The 19291-nt window shown below is 58.3% G+C and carries 18 protein-coding genes; 14 read left to right on the forward strand and 4 right to left on the reverse strand.

The features are described from left to right. Positions 1 to 212 precede the first annotated feature (212 nt). The 3 genes from PFX98_RS20510 (at position 213) to PFX98_RS20520 (ending at position 2716) form a co-directional block, all read left to right on the forward strand. Entirely contained in the window at positions 213 to 1310 is a 1098-nt protein-coding gene (locus PFX98_RS20510) for a nucleoid-associated protein (RefSeq protein ID WP_285232335.1), read from the forward strand. Then, positions 1307 to 2296, forward strand: a complete 990-nt coding sequence (locus PFX98_RS20515) for a GTP pyrophosphokinase (RefSeq protein ID WP_285232336.1) — start codon at positions 1307 to 1309, stop codon at positions 2294 to 2296. Before PFX98_RS20510 ends, PFX98_RS20515 begins: the two co-directional genes overlap by 4 nt. 69 nt (positions 2297 to 2365) lie before the next feature. Further along, on the forward strand, positions 2366 to 2716 hold the full coding sequence (locus PFX98_RS20520) for an H-NS histone family protein (RefSeq protein ID WP_285232337.1): 351 nt from the start codon (positions 2366 to 2368) through the stop codon (positions 2714 to 2716). Between the two features lie 70 nt (positions 2717 to 2786). Here PFX98_RS20520 and PFX98_RS20525 read toward each other — a convergent pair whose 3' ends face one another. Both PFX98_RS20525 and PFX98_RS20530 read right to left on the reverse strand, forming a co-directional pair. After that, positions 2787 to 3347: a pilin gene (locus tag PFX98_RS20525; protein WP_285232338.1), complete on the reverse strand. Its 561-nt coding sequence runs from the start codon at positions 3345 to 3347 to the stop codon at positions 2787 to 2789. 180 nt (positions 3348 to 3527) lie between these two features. Further along, complete coding sequence (locus PFX98_RS20530) at positions 3528 to 3800, reverse strand: hypothetical protein (RefSeq protein ID WP_285232339.1); 273 nt, start codon at positions 3798 to 3800, stop codon at positions 3528 to 3530. Positions 3801 to 4337: 537 nt separating this feature from the next. Here PFX98_RS20530 and PFX98_RS20535 point away from each other — a divergent pair. From PFX98_RS20535 to PFX98_RS20555, 5 genes are all read left to right on the forward strand, one after another. After that, positions 4338 to 5387, forward strand: coding sequence for a site-specific integrase (locus tag PFX98_RS20535; RefSeq protein WP_285232340.1), 1050 nt, complete (start codon positions 4338 to 4340; stop codon positions 5385 to 5387). 81 nt (positions 5388 to 5468) lie between these two features. Beyond that, complete coding sequence (locus PFX98_RS20540) at positions 5469 to 5804, forward strand: hypothetical protein (RefSeq protein ID WP_285232341.1); 336 nt, start codon at positions 5469 to 5471, stop codon at positions 5802 to 5804. Positions 5805 to 5902: 98 nt separating this feature from the next. Further along, a complete protein-coding gene (locus PFX98_RS20545) occupies positions 5903 to 6559 on the forward strand; it encodes a hypothetical protein (RefSeq protein WP_285232342.1) in 657 nt (218 codons plus the stop codon). Positions 6560 to 6787: 228 nt separating this feature from the next. Then, complete coding sequence (locus PFX98_RS20550; RefSeq protein WP_285232343.1) at positions 6788 to 8371, forward strand: Eco57I restriction-modification methylase domain-containing protein; 1584 nt, start codon at positions 6788 to 6790, stop codon at positions 8369 to 8371. Continuing rightward, positions 8325 to 9095, forward strand: coding sequence for a PaeR7I family type II restriction endonuclease (locus PFX98_RS20555; protein ID WP_285232344.1), 771 nt, complete (start codon positions 8325 to 8327; stop codon positions 9093 to 9095). Before PFX98_RS20550 ends, PFX98_RS20555 begins: the two co-directional genes overlap by 47 nt. A 2-nt stretch (positions 9096 to 9097) precedes the next feature. Here PFX98_RS20555 and PFX98_RS20560 read toward each other — a convergent pair whose 3' ends face one another. Beyond that, complete coding sequence (locus tag PFX98_RS20560; protein ID WP_285232345.1) at positions 9098 to 9778, reverse strand: hypothetical protein; 681 nt, start codon at positions 9776 to 9778, stop codon at positions 9098 to 9100. After that, positions 9775 to 11316 (reverse strand): tyrosine-type recombinase/integrase, encoded by a 1542-nt coding sequence (locus PFX98_RS20565; RefSeq protein ID WP_285232346.1) that lies wholly within the window; start codon positions 11314 to 11316, stop codon positions 9775 to 9777. Before PFX98_RS20565 ends, PFX98_RS20560 begins: the two co-directional genes overlap by 4 nt. Positions 11317 to 11664: 348 nt before the next feature. On the opposite strand from PFX98_RS20565, the gene mutS reads away from it, so the two are divergent. The 6 genes from mutS to eno all read left to right on the forward strand — a co-directional run bounded on the left by mutS (position 11665) and on the right by eno (position 19278). Further along, on the forward strand, positions 11665 to 14214 hold the full coding sequence (gene mutS, locus PFX98_RS20570) for a DNA mismatch repair protein MutS (RefSeq protein WP_285232347.1): 2550 nt from the start codon (positions 11665 to 11667) through the stop codon (positions 14212 to 14214). Next, complete coding sequence (locus tag PFX98_RS20575; protein WP_285232348.1) at positions 14211 to 15071, forward strand: alpha/beta hydrolase; 861 nt, start codon at positions 14211 to 14213, stop codon at positions 15069 to 15071. The genes mutS and PFX98_RS20575 overlap by 4 nt, the downstream gene beginning before the upstream one ends. A gap of 45 nt (positions 15072 to 15116) precedes the next feature. Further along, positions 15117 to 16760, forward strand: coding sequence for a CTP synthase (locus PFX98_RS20580; protein ID WP_285232349.1), 1644 nt, complete (start codon positions 15117 to 15119; stop codon positions 16758 to 16760). 8 nt (positions 16761 to 16768) lie between these two features. After that, on the forward strand, positions 16769 to 17626 hold the full coding sequence (gene kdsA, locus PFX98_RS20585) for a 3-deoxy-8-phosphooctulonate synthase (RefSeq protein WP_285235659.1): 858 nt from the start codon (positions 16769 to 16771) through the stop codon (positions 17624 to 17626). A 4-nt stretch (positions 17627 to 17630) separates the two neighbouring features. Further along, entirely contained in the window at positions 17631 to 17921 is a 291-nt protein-coding gene (locus PFX98_RS20590; RefSeq protein ID WP_285232350.1) for a DUF1330 domain-containing protein, read from the forward strand. Between the two features lie 73 nt (positions 17922 to 17994). Further along, entirely contained in the window at positions 17995 to 19278 is a 1284-nt protein-coding gene (gene eno, locus PFX98_RS20595) for a phosphopyruvate hydratase (RefSeq protein ID WP_285232351.1), read from the forward strand. The last annotated feature ends 13 nt before the right edge of the window (positions 19279 to 19291 follow it).

Raw genomic sequence — 19291 nt, forward strand, 5'->3', positions numbered from 1 at the left:
ATCACACCATCATCATGCGAGTCAAGGCACTTGGGCGGGAGCCTTCCTGATCGACCTGAGGCTCACATCGTAAGCCCCAGTTCAAGTCCCGATCCCTTTGGTCGATGATGGCTCACGCCATGAGCCATCAAGGCAGTAAGGTATTGCCTGTACGATGTGTTTTGGCGGTGCAATTTCGATTGCACTCGGGAGCATAAAAAACAAACTGCACTATGGCATTTGAAAACCTCACCATTGGCCGAATCATCATCCATGAGATTTTCCGTCTTAATGAAGACCGGACCATGGCAGACCCTCACTACGGGAATGGGCTGATTCAGCTTGATGCTGAGGCCAAAGATGCCCTTCAAAAGCGCATCACTGAGGCTTTGGGCAGCTCGTCGCATGGCGTTGAAATGAGCATCCATGACTCTGGGGCCCAAAGCGCTTGGATGGCAGCGAAAAATATTATTGACGCTGCGGGCAACAACGCTCAGTTCATCCAGCTTTCACAAACCATCACAGCAAAGCTCGCCGCCTCGCAAACCACAAAGGTTGTACCTGGCGGCATCGTGGTGGTGATTGATGGCACTGCGGGGCACCCTGCACGTCCGTTTGTGTGTGCAATCAAAGCAGAGCCGCATCCGGGCTTCATTAAGAAGGAAGAAAACGGTCAGCTTCTTTTGGAGTACCTCAAAGAGCTCATCCTCACCCCCGAGGCCAAGCTCTACAAAATCGGGGCCTTCATTCATGCTGACCCTGCACAAGTGGACCCCCAACAGCCTACGGCTGGATGGCGTGCATTTCTGTTTGATGACCTGATCACCAAGGGCAACCGCTTGGGGGCCGCTCATTATTTTTACTCCACATTTTTGGGTTTGGTGTTCCCGTCCAACAGTGCCTTTCAGACCAAAGAATTTCACACGCTCACCAAGACCTTCATCAAGTCGGCCAACATTGATGAAGAGCGACGCAGCGACCTCTTGAACGCCCTGACTGCGTACCTTAAAGCCGAACAAATTGCGACCATTCAGGTGGGCGTGTTTTCGGACACGTACCTTGGCACACCAGAACTCAAAGACGCTTACACGCACTACATGGAACAAAACGAGTTCCCCGTGCAAGCCATTCACAAGGATCTGAGTGAGGTTGCTCCTGCCCTCAAAAAGCGCAAGATCACGTTTGGGCACAACATTAGCCTGACCGCCCCTCCTGAGGAATTTGAGGGGCTTGTGCGTATCCAAGCCATTGATGGTGAAGCCGATGAGCATGGGCAAGTGCCCAAGTGGACCCAAATCACCATCAGGGACCGCATTCGGGAACAGGAATGAAAGAAGCTGAGCTTCTTGCTAGGTGGAGAGCGGAGAAGCCTCTGTACGAGGCTTGGTCTGACTTCATCAGCCAGAAAGTACACGAGGGCTTGCTTGCCAGCATTGCCCCGGTGTCGCTCGACTATTTCATCAAGGTGCCAGTGAAGCCGAGGCTCAAAGTCGATAGCACACTGGTTGATAAGGCCCTGCATCGCAAGAAGTACGCAAACCCCTACGAGGACCTCACCGACAAGGTGGGCATGCGGTTTGTCGTGCTGCTCACCACGGATATCAAGAAGGTCTGTGAGGTCATTGACGCGGGCGTTGGGCAAGGCTTCTGGGAGGCCTCAAAGGATCGGGACTACGAAAAGGAGCGGCTTGAAAAGCCCTTGGAGTTCTCCTATCAGTCGGTGCATTACGTCCTTCGGGCAAAGGCGGGCATCACTCATCAAGGGCACAGCATCCCCGAAGGTGCCCCCTGCGAAGTCCAGATTCGCACCCTGCTGCAACACGCTCACAGTGAGCTGACGCACGACACGCTCTACAAGCCCAAGACCACAGCACAGCCTGAGGTCAAGCGCACGGTCGCAAAGAGCATGGCCCTCATCGAGGCCACCGATGAATTTTTCGAGAAGGCCATCAAGGACCTTGATGAAGCCGCACGACCTGGCCGAGAGCTTCTAGCGTTTTTGGCCAAGCTGTATGAGAGCGGCACCAAGGTTGCACCCGGCCATGAGCTCTCCAATCAGATCGTCATAGACACCTGCTTTGAGTTGGCCCCACAGGCTCCGTACAAGGAAATTGGCGACTTCTTACAGGCCAAGGGCTTTGTCTTCGACAAGATCAAAGAGCGACTCACCACGAGACACTTTTTCACCCAGCCTGTGGTGCTTCTTGCCTACTACCTGGCTCACGCAAAGCCTGCACAAGTCAAAGACATTTGGCCTTTGGATCGGGACGATTTGGCCCTCGTGTTCAGTGATCTTGGGAAGAAGTTCGAGGACTGATAGCGCACTGCTCAGTTGCCGCTTTCTGCGCTAGCATTGCGCCTCCCCTCACTTGGCAAAAGGAAGATCATGGCAAAGCCCACGTACCACGAGCTCAAAGCACAAGCCGAAAAGCTCATGGCACAAGCCGAGCAGGTTCGCAAAGAGGAAGTCGCTTCTGTCGCCAAAGAAGTAGTAGCCAAGCTCAATGAATACGAAATCAGCCTAGCCGACCTGAAAGCTGCAGGCTACGCCTTTGCATCGCAAGACACAGGCCCCAAGTTCGGAAAACCCAAGAAAGCGGGCACGGGACACGTAGCGATGAAATATCGCGACCCCAAAAACTCTGCCAATGAATGGTCTGGTCGTGGCCGCTCCCCTAAGTGGATGCAGGACTATCTTGCCGTCGGCAAGAAAAAGGATGACTTTCTGATTAATTGATAGAAGTATTTTTTCTTCGCCAATGAAAAAAGGACCCATCCGGGTCCTTTTTTGTTTTCCAGTTAATGGATTAGCAGATCGCACCACCGCTCTTCTTCTTGCAACCGGAGTTTGCATCAATGTTGTAGGAAACATTGCCCTGCGCATCAACAGTCGCATTGAAGATTAGAGTGTCAGTAGCCGCAATTCCACCGACAGCTTGAGGCGTGCCTGTAATTGTCAACGTGTTTGTACCGTGGCCAGTTACGTTCCATTGAGCGGGAACCAAGGCACCAGAGGCATCATATGCAGTCTGAACAACTTTTCCGTTTGCCGTTGGCAAAGGGATGGTCAATTCAGACAAAACAAAGTTTGTCTCAACAGCAGGAGTATTTGGATCATCACCCAACACAGCCAAACGGTCAGCACCAGTACCTTGTGGATTCCATGCACCTGCCGTTACACCCGAGCCGTCCTGAGCAGCAACCGATAGAGCCGTCTTGATAGGCGAAACAGCCATAACCATTTCACTATAACGCGCTTTATTCGTGTAATTATTGTAAGCCGGCAAAGCTACTGCGGCCAAAATACCAATGATCGCCACCACGATCATCAGCTCGATTAAGGTAAAACCTTTTTGTAATGCTTTCATATTTATCTCCTATGTGTTTATTCAAGCAGCTTATCTATTTGTCTACTTCGACCCGCCAGGAATGTTTCAACTGACTAGGGCAGGCAAGTGGATGTGAAAATAAATTCAGTCCATTGCTGACAAATACATTCGCAAATCAAAAACACATAGTCAAGCAAAAAGCAAGGTTTTATCTCCCGTCTATCGCTTATTGGACTTACTCAAAGCAGAGCACCCGCTTTGAACGTACCAAGCCGCCAAATCATCCAAATCCACCAAAGGTGTTCGATTGATGTATCTGCACGGCACAAAAAGCATGCCCTCTCTTGCATGTAGATAAAGTGTCGCCTTTTTTACTCCGACGATTTTTGCCAGCACTGGCAATTGAATGAGCTGCGACTCAATCCTAAAACGCCGCCTTAAAAGGTCCACCACCTCCGATTTGTCAACCGTTGCCAAATCTATTGTTTCCATAGAACACCTCCCTTTTGGTCCATAACCTTACTTTCACTTCAAAAGGCAAATTTGGACGCGGCGGCGATGAATGGAAAAGCGCAAATAAATCAGCACTGAATTAATTCAGCAGCAATGTTTGGCGAGGCTTTTTGAGGAGGAGGAGGAGGCTACCGTTCGTCGGTCGCAGGGATTTTTTCATGTTGCAGTAATCCACACTGCCAATTTTTCGGTTTTACCGATTTGAACGACCATCTACACAATTTAGGTGTTTTGTCGTTCAGAAAGTGATGTTTTGTATTACAGAAAGGTGTTTTCAGGCATTAGCCGTGCCGTTATTGTAGGCTGGCAGTTCCATTGTTATAGGCTGGCAGTGCGTCCAAAATAAACCATCGTCATCCGAGGTATTGCACTCGTACAAAGCATGTGATTCTTTACTCCAAGTTGCAGCGCGAAGTCTGCCAATCCACAGTTGCAAATGTGGATTGAAGATTAGCCGCTCAACCGGCCACCGTCCAAAACGATCTGGTCGGCCGAAAAATAACACGGAGGAAAATCATGGCAGCAATTAGAAAACGAGAAAACAAAGATGGAACAGAGTCCTGGCTTGTTCAGATTCGCATCAAAGGATCGACACCAATAAACCGATCTTTTCCAACGTATCCAGAAGCTGAGCAATTTGTCAGAGGCGAGGAGTCAAGACTTCGGCGCGATCAAAATCAAAAGATCAAAGGCGACCCGAGACAGTTTAGCAACGAGATTTTTACAGACACGATTCGCGCATGGATCGAGAAAAATCCTGACAAAAAGAAAAGGATATTTCGGCTACAAACCGTACTCAGGTACTTCGGCGACATCCGAATTGGGATGATTGATGAAGATTATGTTCAGGAATACATAAACAAGATGCTGAAAACCAAGAACCGGAATGGGTACGAATTCGCACCAGGCTCCATAAATCAGCACTTCGCTGCAATGAGTGTCATATACAAGTGGAGAGCCAAGCAGCTTCGCGTACCGGCAGGAGATTTACCTTTCAAAACTTCACTTTTGCCCAAAGGATGGAACGAAGGTCGAGATAGGCGTCTTGAACCATCCGAAGAACAATGTCTTCGCGCCCGAATGCGCCGCGCCAGAGACAATCGGCACCATTGGCGTTTGCTTTTAAACCTTGCGCTGGAATCTGCGGCTCGTTATCAGGAACTCCTTCTTGCCGAATGGAAACACGTCTCCATAGACAGAAGAAATTGGCACATTCCAAAGGAGAACTGCAAAACTCGCAAGGCACGCGACGTACCCATGAGCAAGAAGATGATTCGGACATTCAAGATGCTTGAACTACTTCGTGATCCAAATGATCCGAGAGTTTTTCACCCCTTCAAATCAAAAGATGGCACGTCTTCATCATTCTTCTTTTTTCTTGAAGAGTGCAAAATCAAGGGCTTCCGCTTTCATGACTTGCGACACGAAGCCATTTCACGAATGGTTCTCTACAAGCGCGATTTAAACATGTTTGAGATTATGCGCATCGTCGGACATTCGAGCATCAAGATGCTAGATCGGTACGCAAACCTCAGAAGCCACGAATTAGCAGACCGAATGGGATAGGCCTTTTGTCGGGTTGGCGTCCAAAAGGGCCTTGTCGGGTGAAGTGATGGATGTGCATCAATTGCACGCAAAGGAGACCTTATGAAAACAATCACAACACCCACAGATCAATCCGACTTCATTTTTATACTATCACCAGAAACAATGGCAGCATTCAACAGTGCCGCCGCTTACGCCAATTGCACCCTGGATGAAATATTGGACTCGCAAGTCATTGAATGCTTGGGGCCATTAACAATCTGCATGCCGCACCTCATAGCCGCTGCAAACGATATGGGCATGAAGCCCGCCAATGTATTGAGATGCATTCTGGCAAATGCATTGGAATACGCCCGCCATGATCCGGCAGCTATTGCCAAGTTTTCCCTTCGTAAACACAAGCATGATGCTAAGCGTGGCGGGCTTACACCTCGGTGATCCTCAAACCATGGGGCGTATGCCAGCACAAAAAATGTGCTGGCATTTCAACGCTCTCTCGCTACCAACAACAAAAAATAAAACAAGGAGACGTTCCCATGACCACAACGAACACCAAGGCGGATAAAAAGCTCTCGCTCTATCTGTCCACCAAACGCCTGGCCGTATTGACGCGACATGCCAATGGGCAAGGCCTTACTCATTCCCAATGCCTTTACGAGCTCATTGACGCATTGGATGACCCGTTGCCCAGCATTGGAGACGCTCTCCAAGCTGATATGCGACGCATTGAGAGCTTGGTACAACTGTCCGTCGAGAGCACCTGCAATCTCACGGAGGTTTTTACACAGGCCATGGAGGGACAGCCACGAGAGCCGGCACAGGCCGTCCAATCGACCTTAGCGGCATGGCTCGCGGCAGTGCTTGGAGGCCGACCCGTGAGCGATGTTGCCGCTGTCGTGATTCCGAACCAGGCAACCTCAACGGGTGTGCGCCTCACGGTTCACTCGCTGATGGTGGGCCAAGAGCGGTCAGGCACCCACCCCAACGAGCTCACCCTCTCCCGAGAGCAAGCGGGGCCAGCGCTCTGCGTTGCTGCCAACCAGGCCAAACCTCAGTCCGTAGCTCTGGTAGGTAAGCGAGTGGAAGGCACCCACTGGCATTTTCGCTTTCTGGTCAAAGACGCTCAGGGCAAGTGGAGCCACCAAATTCATACGTTTTCGCACCCCTCCCGAGACATTCAGGAGGCCTCTTGAATGTCTCCCACCACTTTGGTGCGTAAGGTGTATACATCTTCCTCGACTGCGGCCTCGGTCCACTGTCCAGAGACTCAGGTGGGGCACAATCCGTTGATGCCCCCCGCCCTCCAAGCCCCTCTTTTTGAGGATCATTGCCCCGTCCAACAGGCTCATGACAGCCTTGCACATGCGTCGTCTGTGGATGAACGGGGAGCGATCTACACCCGAAAAGAGGTAGTCGATTGCATGCTCGATTGGGTGGGCTACACCAGCGACAAGAATCTCAAATCCGTTCGGATTTTGGAGCCCTCGTGTGGAAGCGGTGAATTTTTGCTCGCTACTATCGAGCGGCTTTTGAAGTCGTGCGAAAAGAAAGTAAAAGCCAAAGAGCTATCCGGCTGCATTCGTGCCGTTGAGCTTCACAAGTCTTCGTTTGATCACGCGACCCATTCCGTTAAAGCGCTTCTAGGCCGCTTCGGATATTCCGTAAAAGATCAAGATGAGCTTTGTGCCAGTTGGCTCGTTCATGGCGATTTTTTGCTCACGAACCTTCCGGGCTCTTTTGACATTGTTATCGGCAATCCGCCTTATGTGCGCCAAGAGCTCATTCCAGCGGCCTTATTGTCCGAATACAAAAAACGATTCACCACGCTCTACGATAGGGCCGACCTGTACGTGCTCTTTATCGAAAGAAGCTTAGAGCTGCTATCAGACAACGGGCAACTGTGCTTCATCTGTGCTGATCGCTGGATGAAGAACAAGTACGGCCAACCACTGCGCCAATACGTGTCCCAAGGCTTTGGTTTGAAGGCCTACATGGACATGACCCATATCGACGCCTTCCACTCGGAAGTTGCGGCCTACCCTGCCATCACGCTCATTGAGCGGGCCTACACCGGCCCTACTTTCGTGGCTCATGCCAAGAGCGTTGAGGCCCTTCCCAAGCTGTTGTTTGAAGCCGATGCAGTCCACGCACCGGATATCAGACTGGCTCGGGGTGTTGTCCAAGGCTCTGAGCCATGGCTACTTGATGCGAGTGATCTACTGGCCCTTGTGCGTCGCTTGGAAGAGCGCTTTCCCACACTAGAAGAAGACGGCTGCAAAGTCGGCATTGGTGTTGCGACGGGGGCAGATAAGGCCTTCATTGGCCCCATGGACGAGTTGGACGTAGAGCCCTCTCGAAAGCTCCCACTTGCGACCACACGAGATTTGGACTCGGGCCACGTGGAGTGGCGAGGCCTTGGGGTCGTGAATCCGTTTGAGGAAGACGGGAGCCTTGCGAGCTTCAAAAAATATCCGAAGTTCGCGGCCTACCTGATGGAGCGTCAGGAACAAATCGCCAAGCGACACGTAGCCAAGCGAGACCAGGCACGCTGGTATCGGACCATTGACCGCATCACGCCAAGCCTGGCTCAGTGCCCCAAGCTGCTGATACCAGACATCAAGGGCGAGGCCCTTGTCGCCTATGAGCCTGGCCGCCTGTACCCGCACCACAACCTCTACTACGTGGTCAGTGATACGTGGGACTTGGAAGCCCTGCAAGCCATTTTGCTATCCGATGTGGCACGGCTTTTCGTCGCCACCTACTCCACCAAGATGCGTGGTGGCTTCCTGCGGTTTCAAGCTCAGTACCTTCGTCGCATTCGCATCCCTGCTTACCTAAGCCTCAGCGTCAAAGACAAGAAAGCGCTGATATCAGCCGCACGAAGCTTGGACAAAGAGAAGGCCAACGCTGCCGCCTTCAAGGTGTACGGAATCAGCGACGATGAGGCTATGCTCTTGCGTGAACACTTTAAAAAACCTGATCAGGAGGAAAAAGGTGGGGCTTGATTTAGCAGACTATGACAAGCGTGCTCGGGAAGTCGTCAAAGGTTTTTGGCAAGCCCGATTTGACGCCAAAGAGAAGCAGATTCGAGAAGGCAAACAGGATCAAGGCGAGCGCGCAGGCGTTACGGGCGGGAAGAACCTTGATGGCTTCACCAAGCTGATTGTGGAGCTCGTGCACGCCAATGGCCTTGGGCATGCTCAGATTTATCAAGAGCGTGCAGTCGTGGTGTTGCCCGGCTACTTTCGCCCCACCAAGCTGTGGGACTTGCTGGTGATCAATGAAGGTCGCCTGATAGCAGCCATCGAGCTCAAAAGCCAAGTTGGCCCATCTTTCGGAAATAATTTTAATAATCGTACCGAAGAAGCCATTGGCACTGCTCATGACTTTGCAGTGGCCTATCGCGAGGGTGCTTTGGGCAAGCAAAACCCGCCATTCATGGGCTGGCTGATGCTGGTTGAAGATGCGCCAGAATCTCGCAAGCCCGTCAAAGACAAGAGCCCTCACTTCAAGGTCTTCCCAGAGTTCAAGGATGCGAGCTATCTGAAACGCTACGACATCCTGTGCGAGCGACTGATGAAGGAGAAGCTTTACACGGCTGCAAGCGTGATGGCGTCTCCCCGGTCTGCTATCAGCGACGGCCAATACAGCGACATGTCGGAATTCACCAGCCTATCGAACTTTGTGAGGCAATTTGCAGCCCACATTGCGGCAGAAGCTGCCCGCTGATATCAGTCGGACAGAGGGCTTGGTTGGTGGGCCACTTCTTTCATAGCCCCAATCACACTCGCAGCCACACGCCCTGTCTGGGCGGCCTCCAAAGCTCCGGTGAGAAGCGATGTGTAGTGGGCCTCAAAGACCTGGCGCTGTGCCACGCCCAGCCATGCCCTTCTCATTGCCTCGGGCCAATCGAACCACTCGATGTGCGCCGCCTCGCCTGATATCAGTTCTGGGGTCAGAGGGGTTGCAAGCACGTGCCCTAAGATCGCATCCACACCCTTGCTCTCGGTGATCCAGAAGGGCTCTTCCACGCCAAGGCTGTGAAGCGTGGCGAACATCGTGCCGCGCCTTTGAGCTGCATGAATCGTGGAGGTGGTGCGCTGCGAAGCGAGCCAGTCTTTGAGGTCGCCCAAGCGGTACGTGATCTTCTGATTGCGCGCGGTCGAGTCGGTTTCTGGCTGCGTGTAGGCAGGGCCACTCTTGGTGCCGCGAAGCTCTCGAAGGTTGCGTTCCGAGCGACCAATGAAGACGGCTGCAAGACCTGGCGTGAGCTCTGTGTCGTCATGCAAAGCTGCGATCTGTGAGCGCACTTTGGCTTCTTCAAGCTGCTTGCGAACGTCCAGAAGCTGCGCCTTCTCCCAAGCCTCGTATTCGCTTTGGACAGCCTCCCCCAAGGTGATGTCGTCGCTCATGGCTGGGTCCCCCTGCCTTGTGATTTACGGGCACTCTTGGGCTCCTTGCCGCGCAGGGGCTTGGGCGTCCAAGGCTTCTCTTCCATCGGCTGCATGTGCAAAGGCCGAAGGGCATTCCAAGCCCGAGGGCACCTAGACACAAACGCTTGCTCCAAGCGCTGCATGTGCTCGGCAAACCTTGCCCACTCAGCATCGGTATAGCGATCTGTCACGCTTTTGACGCCGTGATTGAGGATGCGCTTTGTCATCTTCTCCGAGAAGTCCAAAGACTCGCACATGCGGCCCGTGGTCCGTCTAATGTCGTGCATGGAAAACTTCTCGACCCCTGCATCCACGCGGATGCTCTCCAAGAGTTCATCAGGCGACGAGTAGTGGCCAGTTTTGGACATGGGACTCTCGGCTGGAAAAACAAACAGTCTGCGCTTTCCAAGGTCTTGCGACTCTTCCAATTCGGCAAGCCACTCTTGCCGTTCTTGAAGTATTTTCTTCGCAAAGTCGCCCAAAGGCAGTCGATGGGAAAGTCCGTTTTTGGTCTTGTAAAAGAAAACCATGCCAGCCTTCAAGTCCACCCACGAATTCACGGGCACTTCATCGGGGGACAAAAGCTCCTTCCATTTGAGTCCTGCGTGCTCGCTCTTGCGGCAACCCCACCAGAAATTCAATAGCAAATAGTCGCAGCCTGTGCGGCGCATCGAGCGCTTGTCCCAAATCGTGTTCAAAAACGCCGTAAGGTTTTCGTTTTCGCCCGCCTGCACGTTCAATGGATTTCTTGCTCGGCTTTCCTCATACGCCTCTTCCAGCTCTTTGCGGCTGCGGTACATGTTGTTGACTTTGAGGATGTGAAACGGATTGGAGACGATGGCAGGGCGCTCCCCCCTGCTTCCTGTGGCCAAGAGGTCGTTGTCGATTTTTCGACTCACCGCAGAAGAGGCCCAACGAAACGCCGCCTCTGTGGCTGTGGGGGCCTTCTCGTACAGCTCGTTAAAGCGTGCTTTGATGTCGTCCGTAGTGATGTCCACCACGCGCCGCGAAAGCCACGGCTCAAACTTGGCAATGCCTTTATCGAGCGACAAGATGCTGTTGGGCTTGGCTCGTGGCTTTCGCTCCGTGGTGAGGTAGGTCTTGTAGGCTGCAAAGACCTCTGCCAAGGTGTACTCCCCAAGCTGGCGATGGCGCCTGAGGGTGTTGGGGTTGCGGGACGTTTCCCGAATGGTTTTGAGCGATTTGAAGGCCGCCTCATAGGCGTCATTCATCGTCTCAAATTCGCTGATGTCCCCCACCTTGGTCTTGATGACCCGCGTGCCTTGCCGCACTTGCACGATGAAGGATTTGCCCCTCGGGCTCACTTTGACGGCAAAGCCTTTTGGAGCATCCCGATGCTCATCAAATACCATGTATGGCTTGCGGTCCTTGTTCTCTTCAAAGAGCACAGCCTTCTTGCCGTCGCGTAAGACCTGCCCGGTCTTCTCGTCTACCTGAGGGCGCTTGTCGATGGTGAGCGCTACGCGAACAAGAGTACGGTCTAGCTGGGTGTGCATGCGTGTAGCCTAGTGGGCACAAGAGCCGAAAATGACGGGGGGGTTGACCCCGCCTTGTAGCCCAGTGGCCTTGTGTGCCGCAGAGCACCGAGCTACAAGTAAAATCAACAAGTTAGCGCAGTGTAGCTCAGTCTTTTTTCCGCGCATAGAGGACTAGGCTACACGCTACAATCGAGCTACAAAGTCTGTGTCTCACATCGGCTCAAAACGGCCCACAAAGACGCAGACGGCGAAGCTGGCAGGACGGACAACAACGATAAGTCATTGATTTTGAAAGAAACAGCCGCAAATCTTGCCGACGTGAAGAACTCTCCCGGAGGTCCAGAAGGGGTGCAAAATCACACCCCTATGATGGCCCAGTACCTGCGCATCAAGGCCGAATTCCCCGAGACCCTGGTGTTCTACCGCATGGGCGACTTCTACGAAGTCTTCTTCGACGATGCGCGCAAGGCCAATGCCCTGCTGGACATCACCCTGACGGTGCGCGGCCAGAGCGCCGGCCAGCCGGTGGTGATGGCCGGCGTGCCGGTGCATTCGCTGGAGTCCTACCTCGCCAAGCTGATCAAGCTGGGCGAGGCGGTGGCGATTGCCGAGCAGGTGGGCGATGTGGCCACGGCCAAGGGGCCGGTGGAGCGCAAGGTGGTGCGGGTGGTGACGCCCGGCACCGTCACCGATACCGAGCTGCTGGCCGACAAGCAGGACTCCATCCTGCTGGCTGTGGCCACGCAGGGTAAAAAACTGGGCCTGGCCTGGCTCTCGCTCACCCAGGGCCAGCTGGGCCTGGCCGAATGCAGCGAGCGCGAGCTTTCCTCCTGGCTGGCGCGCCTCGCGCCGGCCGAGGTACTGGTGGACCGCGAGCGTCAGCCCGCCGGCGTGCTGGCCGCACGCCTGCCCATCACCAATCGCCCCAGCTGGCAGTTCGACAGCATGCTGGGCGCGCGCAAGCTCTGCGAACAGCTGGGCGTGGCCAGCCTGGCAGGCTTCAATGCCCAGGAGTTCACGGCCGGCCATGCCGCCGCCGCCGCGCTGCTGAGCTATGCCGAGCACACCCAGGGCCGGGCGCTGGCGCATGTGAAGAGCCTGCAGGTGCAGCGCAGCAGCGAGCTGATGGACCTGCCACCGGCCACCCAGCGCAATCTGGAGTTGACCCTGACGCTGCGCGGCGAGACCACGCCCACCCTGCTCTCGGTGCTCGATACCTGCCGCTCCGGCATGGGCAGCCGTGCGCTGCGCCACTGGCTGCTGCACCCCAGGCGCGAGCGTGGCGAGGCGCTGGCGCGCCATGGCGCGATCGCGGCGCTGCTGCAGGGCGGCTTCGAGGGCCTGCGCGATGCCCTGCGCGGTGTCTCCGACGTGGAGCGCATTGCCGCCCGCATCGCGCTGCGCCAGGTACGCCCGCGCGAGCTCACCGGCCTGCGCGCCACCTTGCAGCTGCTGCCCCAGCTGCAGGGCACCGTGCCCGCCGGCAGCGCCCTGCTGGACGAACTGGCCAGCGGCCTGCTGGCCTCGCCGCATATCGAGGAGCTGCTGCGCCGCGCGATCGCCGATGAACCGGCGGTGCTGCTGCGCGACGGCGGCGTGATCGCCCCCGGCTTCGACGCTGAGCTCGACGAGCTGCGCGCGATCCAGCAGAACTGCGACAGCTTCCTGCTGGACCTGGAAACGCACGAACGCGCCCGCACCGGCATCGCCAATCTGCGCGTGCAGTACAACAAGGTGCATGGCTTCTACATCGAGGTCACGCAGGGCCAGGTGGACAAGGTACCGCTGGACTACCAGCGCCGCCAGACGCTCAAGAACGCCGAGCGCTACATCACGCCCGAGCTGAAGGCCTTCGAGGACAAGGCGCTCTCGGCCCAGGAGCGCGCGCTGGCACGCGAGAAGCTATTGTTCGACGCGGTGCTTGACCACTTGATCGAGGAGCTCGCCGCGCTGACCCAGCTGGGCCGTGCGCTGGCCAGCCTCGACGCGCTGGCGGCGCTGGCCGAGCGCGCCGCCACGCTGCGCTGGTGCAAGCCGGAATTCGTCGGCCAGCCCTGCATCGAGATCGCGGGTGGCCGCCACCCGGTGGTGGAGATGCGCTTGCGCGAAACCGGCGCCGGCGAGTTCATGGCGAATGACTGCCGGCTCGACGCACGCACCCGCATGCAGGTCATCACCGGCCCCAATATGGGCGGCAAGAGCACCTTCATGCGCCAGGTGGCGCTGATCTGCCTGCTCGCCGCCATCGGTTCCTATGTGCCGGCCGCGGCCTGCCGCCTGGGGCCGATGGACGCGATCCACACCCGCATCGGCGCGGCGGACGACCTGGCCAATGCGCAGTCGACCTTCATGCTGGAGATGACCGAGGCGGCCGCCATCCTGCACAGCGCCACCGACCAGAGCCTGGTGCTGATGGACGAGATCGGCCGCGGCACCTCCACCTTCGACGGCCTGGCCCTGGCCGGCGCGATCGCCAGCCATCTGCACGACAAGTGCCGCGCCTTCACGCTCTTCGCCACCCATTACTTCGAGCTCACCGAGTTCCCGGCCAAGCACCAACAGGCCCTGAACATGCATGTCTCGGCGGTGGAGAGCGGCGAGGACATCGTGTTCCTGCACGAGATCCAGCCCGGCCCGGCCAGCCGCAGCTATGGCGTGCAGGTGGCACGCCTGGCCGGCATGCCGGCCAGCCTGGTGCGCCAGGCGCGCGCCACGCTGGAAGCCCTGGAAGCCAAGGCCGGCGAGGGCGAGGCGCAGATCGATCTGTTCGCTGCACCACCCGAGCCCGCGCCCGGTGTCGCCGCCGCGACCAGCCCGGCGCTGGAAGCGCTGCAAGATCTGGATCCCGATGCCCTGAGCCCGCGCGAGGCGCTGGAAGCGCTCTACAAGCTCAAGGCCCTCAGCAAGCACGCATGAAGAAGCAAGCCCAAGGCACGATCGTCTTTTCCCACGCCAACGGATTTCCGGCCGGCTGCTACCGCGTGCTGTTCGAGATCTGGGAGCGTGCCGGCTGGCGCGTGGCCGCCCTGCCCCGCATCGGCCATGACCCCAAGTTTCCCGTCAGCAGCAACTGGCCGCATCTGCGCGACGAGCTGATCCACTTCATCGAGCACGAGGTGCGCCCACGCATGACAACGCCTGGCCCGGTGATGCTGGTGGGCCATTCGCTGGGCGGCATCCTGAGCCTGCTCACCGCCTGCCGCCGGCCCGATCTGGCGCAGGGCCTGATCCTGCTGGACTCGCCCATCGTGGCGGGCTGGCGCGCCCACAGCGTGCAGGTGGCCAAGGCGACAAGGCTGATGCAGCGCGTCTCGCCCGGCAAGGTCTCGCACCAGCGGCGCCATGAGTGGCCCGATCGTGCGGCGGTGATGGAACACTTTGCGTCCAAGCACAAGTTCGCGCGCTGGGACCCGCGCGTGCTGCAGGACTATGTGGCTTGCGGCTTCGATGAAGCGCCGGACGGCAAGACCGTGCTGGGCTTCCGGCGCGAGATCGAGACCCGCATCTACAACACCTTGCCGCATCACATCGAAGGGCTCATCAAGCGCCATGCGCCGCGCTGCCCGGTCGCCTTTGTGGCCGGCACGCAGTCGGAAGAGTTGCGCCAGGCCGGTGCCACGGCGTCCAAGGCGCTGGCCCATGGCAACTTCCACTGGCTGGAGGGCTCGCATCTCTATCCCTTCGAGCGCCCCGACGACACGGCGGCCCTGGTACTGCAATTGCTGGACAGCCTGCGCTCGCAGGCCCGGGTGGCCGGCGCGGCATCGCTATAATCGCGCTTTACCACCACAGCGTTCTTGCACGGGACGCTGCAAGACATGACCAAGTACGTCTTCGTCACAGGCGGTGTGGTGTCCTCACTCGGCAAGGGCATCGCATCGGCCTCTCTGGCTGCCATCCTCGAATCGCGCGGCCTCAAAGTCACCCTCATCAAGCTGGATCCCTACATCAACGTGGATCCGGGCACGATGTCTCCCTTCCAGCATGGTGAGGTCTTTGTCACCGATGACGGTGCCGAGACCGACCTGGACCTGGGTCACTACGAACGCTTCATCACCACCCGCATGAAGCGCAGCAACAACTTCACCACCGGCCAGATCTACAAGTCGGTGCTGGAGAAGGAGCGCCGTGGCGATTACCTGGGCAAGACCGTGCAGGTGATTCCCCATGTCACCAACGAGATCCAGGATTTCATCCGCCGTGGCGCCGGTGCCGGCACGCCCGACGCGGTGGACGTGGCCATCGTCGAGATCGGTGGCACGGTGGGCGATATCGAATCGCTGCCCTTCCTGGAGGCGGTGCGCCAGATGAGCTTGCGCGCCGGCCCCACCAACACCGCCTTCGTGCACCTGACCTATGTGCCCTGGATCGCCGCCGCCGGCGAGCTGAAGACCAAGCCGACCCAGCACACGGTGCAGAAGCTGCGCGAGATCGGCATCCAGCCCGACGCCCTGCTGTGCCGTGCCGATCGCCGCATCCCGGACGACGAGCGCGAGAAGATCTCGCTCTTCACCAATGTGCCCGAGTACGGCGTGATCTCGATGTGGGACGTGAACACCATCTACAAGGTGCCGCGCGTGCTGCATGAGCAGGGCCTGGACCAGCTGATCTGCACCAAGCTGCAGCTCAACACCAAGAGCACCGACCTGAAGCGCTGGGATACCTTGGTGCACGAGGTCGAGAACCCCGCCAAGCACGTCACCATCGCGATGTGCGGCAAGTACACCGACCTGTCGGACTCGTACAAGTCGCTCAACGAGGCGCTGCGCCACGCCGGCATCCACAACCATGCGGGCGTGAAGATCGAGTACGTGGACTCGGAGCTGCTGACGGCCGAGAACATCGATCAGCTGGCCCAGTACGACGCCATCCTGGTGCCCGGTGGCTTCGGCAAGCGCGGCGTGGAAGGCAAGATCCTGGCGGCGCAATATGCGCGCGAGCACAAGCTGCCCTACCTGGGCATCTGCCTGGGCATGCAGGTCGCCACCATCGAATACGCGCGCCATATGGCCGGCCTCACCGGCGCCAACTCGACCGAGTTCGAACCGACGACGCCGCACCCGGTGATCGCGCTGATCGACGAGTGGCAGGACGCCGACGGCAGCATCCAGAAGCGCGACGAGAAGAGCGATCTGGGCGGCACCATGCGCCTGGGCGCGCAGAGTTCGGACGTCAAGGCCGGCACGCTGGCGCATGACATCTATGGGCCCGTCGTGACCGAGCGCCACCGCCATCGCTACGAGGCCAACGAGCATTACCTCGACAAGCTGCAGGCCGCTGGCCTGGTGATCTCGGCCATCACGCAGCGCGAGAAGCTCACCGAGATGGTGGAGCTGCCGCGCGAGGTGCACCCCTGGTATGTTGGCGTGCAGTTCCACCCCGAGTTCAAGTCCACGCCCTGGGACGGCCACCCGCTGTTCATCGCCTTCATCAAGGCGGCGCTGGATCACAAGAAGGCGTAAGCATCATGATGAAGCTGTGCGGGTTTGACGTCGGGATCGACAAGCCTTTCTTCCTGATCGCCGGCACCTGCTCGATCGAGAGCCAGGAGCTCTCGATCGAGGTAGCCGGCCAACTCAAGGAAGCCTGTACGGCGCTTGGCATTCCGCTGATCTACAAGGGTTCCTTCGACAAGGCCAACCGCTCGTCGGGCAGCAGCAAGCGCGGCGTGGGGATGGATGCGGGCCTCAAGATCCTGGACGAGGTGCGCCGCCAGCTGCAGCTGCCCATCCTGACCGATGTGCATGACGAAGCCCAGGTGGCGCCCGTGGCCGCCGTGGTCGACGTGCTGCAGACCCCGGCCTTCCTGTGCCGCCAGACCGACTTCATCCGCGCGGTGGCCATGAGCGGCAAGCCGGTGAACATCAAGAAGGGGCAGTTCCTGGCGCCCTGGGACATGAAGAACGTGATCGACAAGGCACGCGAAGCGGCGCGCGAAGCGGGCCTGTCGGAGGATCGCTTCCTGGCCTGCGAACGCGGCGTGAGCTTCGGCTACAACAACCTCGTGGCCGACATGACCAGCCTGGCCGAGATGCGCAAGTCCGGCGCGCCCGTGGTGTTCGACGTGACGCACTCGGTGCAGAAGCCCGGTGGCCAGGGCACCACCAGCGGCGGTGCCCGCGAGATGGTGCCCGTGCTGGCCCGGGCGGGCGTCGGCGCGGGCGTGGCGGGCCTCTTCATGGAAACCCATCCGCGCCCGGCCGAAGCCTGGTCGGACGGCCCCAACGCCGTGCCCCTGAACCGCATGCGGGCCCTGCTGGAGCAGCTGGTAGCGCTGGACCGCGTGGTCAAGAGCCAGCCGCTGCTCGAGAACGACTTCTTCTGCTGAACCCATGCCCTCCGCCTACATCCTCGCCAACGTCAGCGTCACCAATCCCACGCAGTACGAGGAGTACCGCAGGTTCTCCAGCATCGCGATGCAGGCGCATGGCGCCGAGGTCTGCGTGCGTGGCGGCAAGGTCGAGGTGCTGGAGGGCGACTGGACGCCCGAGCGCGTGGTGCTCCTGAAGTTCCCGAGCCTGGAAGCCGCCAAGGCCTTCAACGACTCGCCGGAATATGGCCAGGCCCGCCAGGCGCGCGCCGGCGCGGCGGTGATGCGCATGGTGTTGATCGAAGGCGTCTGATCTTGTTCAGCGCTGGTAACGAAAACCCGGCACAGTCCCGCCTGAGAATTTTTGACCTTCTGGAGACTTTTGAATGAGTGCAATTGTTGACATCGTCGGCCGTGAGATCCTGGACAGCCGCGGCAACCCCACCGTCGAATGCGATGTGCTGCTGGAATCCGGCGTGATGGGCCGTGCGGCCGTGCCGAGCGGCGCGTCCACCGGCTCGCGCGAGGCCATCGAGCTGCGCGACGGCGACAAGGCCCGCTACCTGGGCAAGGGCGTGCTGAAGGCGGTCGAGCACATCAACACCGAGATCTCCGAGGCCGTGCTGGGCCTGGACGCCTCCGAGCAGGCCTTCCTGGACAAGACCCTGATCGACCTGGACGGCACCGAGAACAAGAGCCGCCTGGGCGCCAACGCGATGCTGGCGGTCTCGATGGCGGTGGCGCGTGCCGCGGCCGAGGAATCGGGCTTGCCCCTGTACCGCTATTTCGGCGGCATGGGCGGCAACCAGCTGCCGGTGCCGATGATGAACGTCATCAACGGTGGCGCGCACGCCAACAACACGCTGGACCTGCAAGAGCTGATGATCATCCCGGTGGGCGCCCCGACCTTCCGCGAAGCCATCCGCTGGGGCGCCGAGGTGTTCCACGCGCTCAAGAAGATCCTGCACGACAAGGGCATCAGCACCGCGGTGGGCGACGAGGGCGGCTTTGCCCCCAGCGTCGAGAGCCATGAGGCCGCCATCCAGCTGATCCTGCAGGCGATCGACAAGGCCGGCTACACCGCCGGCGAGCAGATCGCCCTGGGCCTGGACTGCGCCGCCAGCGAGTTCTACAAGGACGGCAAGTATGTGCTGGAAGGCGAAGGCCTGAGCCTGACCGCCCAGGAATGGACCAGCATGCTGGCCACCTGGGTCGACAAGTACCCCATCATCTCGATCGAAGACGGCATGGCCGAGGGCGACTGGGACGGCTGGAAGCACATCACCGAGGTGCTGGGCCAGAAGGTGCAGCTGGTGGGCGACGACCTGTTCGTCACCAACACCAAGATCCTGAAGGAAGGCATCGACAAGGGCATCGCCAACTCGATCCTCATCAAGATCAACCAGATCGGCACGCTCACCGAGACCTTCGCCGCCATCGAGATGGCCAAGCGCGCCGGCTACACCGCCGTGATCTCGCACCGCTCGGGCGAGACCGAGGACTCGACCATCGCCGACATCGCCGTGGGCCTGAACGCCGGCCAGATCAAGACCGGCTCGCTCTCGCGCTCGGACCGCATGGCCAAGTACAACCAGCTGCTGCGCATCGAGGAAGACCTGGGCGACGTGGCGGTGTATCCCGGCCGCGCCGCTTTTTATAACCTGCGCTAAGTCCTGAGGCGCG

The sequence above is a fragment of the Paucibacter sediminis genome, from assembly GCF_030254645.1.
In the GTDB taxonomy this organism is placed as follows: Bacteria; Pseudomonadota; Gammaproteobacteria; order Burkholderiales; family Burkholderiaceae_C; genus Paucibacter_B; species Paucibacter_B sediminis.

Bases quoted from the DNA above. Each gene is read 5' to 3' on its own strand.
- PFX98_RS20515 (WP_285232336.1), top strand. From the start codon at position 1,307: ATGAAAGAAGCTGAGCTTCTTGCTAGGTGGAGAGCGGAGAAGCCTCTG.
- PFX98_RS20545 (WP_285232342.1), top strand. From the start codon at position 5,903: ATGACCACAACGAACACCAAGGCGGATAAAAAGCTCTCGCTCTATCTG.
- PFX98_RS20575 (WP_285232348.1), top strand. From the start codon at position 14,211: ATGAAGAAGCAAGCCCAAGGCACGATCGTCTTTTCCCACGCCAACGGA.
- PFX98_RS20590 (WP_285232350.1), top strand. From the start codon at position 17,631: ATGCCCTCCGCCTACATCCTCGCCAACGTCAGCGTCACCAATCCCACG.
- PFX98_RS20510 (WP_285232335.1), top strand. From the start codon at position 213: ATGGCATTTGAAAACCTCACCATTGGCCGAATCATCATCCATGAGATT.
- PFX98_RS20560 (WP_285232345.1), bottom strand. From the start codon at position 9,778: ATGAGCGACGACATCACCTTGGGGGAGGCTGTCCAAAGCGAATACGAG.
- PFX98_RS20520 (WP_285232337.1), top strand. From the start codon at position 2,366: ATGGCAAAGCCCACGTACCACGAGCTCAAAGCACAAGCCGAAAAGCTC.
- eno (WP_285232351.1), top strand. From the start codon at position 17,995: ATGAGTGCAATTGTTGACATCGTCGGCCGTGAGATCCTGGACAGCCGC.
- mutS (WP_285232347.1), top strand. From the start codon at position 11,665: ATGATGGCCCAGTACCTGCGCATCAAGGCCGAATTCCCCGAGACCCTG.
- PFX98_RS20550 (WP_285232343.1), top strand. From the start codon at position 6,788: ATGCTCGATTGGGTGGGCTACACCAGCGACAAGAATCTCAAATCCGTT.
- PFX98_RS20530 (WP_285232339.1), bottom strand. From the start codon at position 3,800: ATGGAAACAATAGATTTGGCAACGGTTGACAAATCGGAGGTGGTGGAC.
- PFX98_RS20525 (WP_285232338.1), bottom strand. From the start codon at position 3,347: ATGAAAGCATTACAAAAAGGTTTTACCTTAATCGAGCTGATGATCGTG.
- PFX98_RS20535 (WP_285232340.1), top strand. From the start codon at position 4,338: ATGGCAGCAATTAGAAAACGAGAAAACAAAGATGGAACAGAGTCCTGG.
- PFX98_RS20580 (WP_285232349.1), top strand. From the start codon at position 15,117: ATGACCAAGTACGTCTTCGTCACAGGCGGTGTGGTGTCCTCACTCGGC.
- PFX98_RS20565 (WP_285232346.1), bottom strand. From the start codon at position 11,316: ATGCACACCCAGCTAGACCGTACTCTTGTTCGCGTAGCGCTCACCATC.
- kdsA (WP_285235659.1), top strand. From the start codon at position 16,769: ATGAAGCTGTGCGGGTTTGACGTCGGGATCGACAAGCCTTTCTTCCTG.
- PFX98_RS20540 (WP_285232341.1), top strand. From the start codon at position 5,469: ATGAAAACAATCACAACACCCACAGATCAATCCGACTTCATTTTTATA.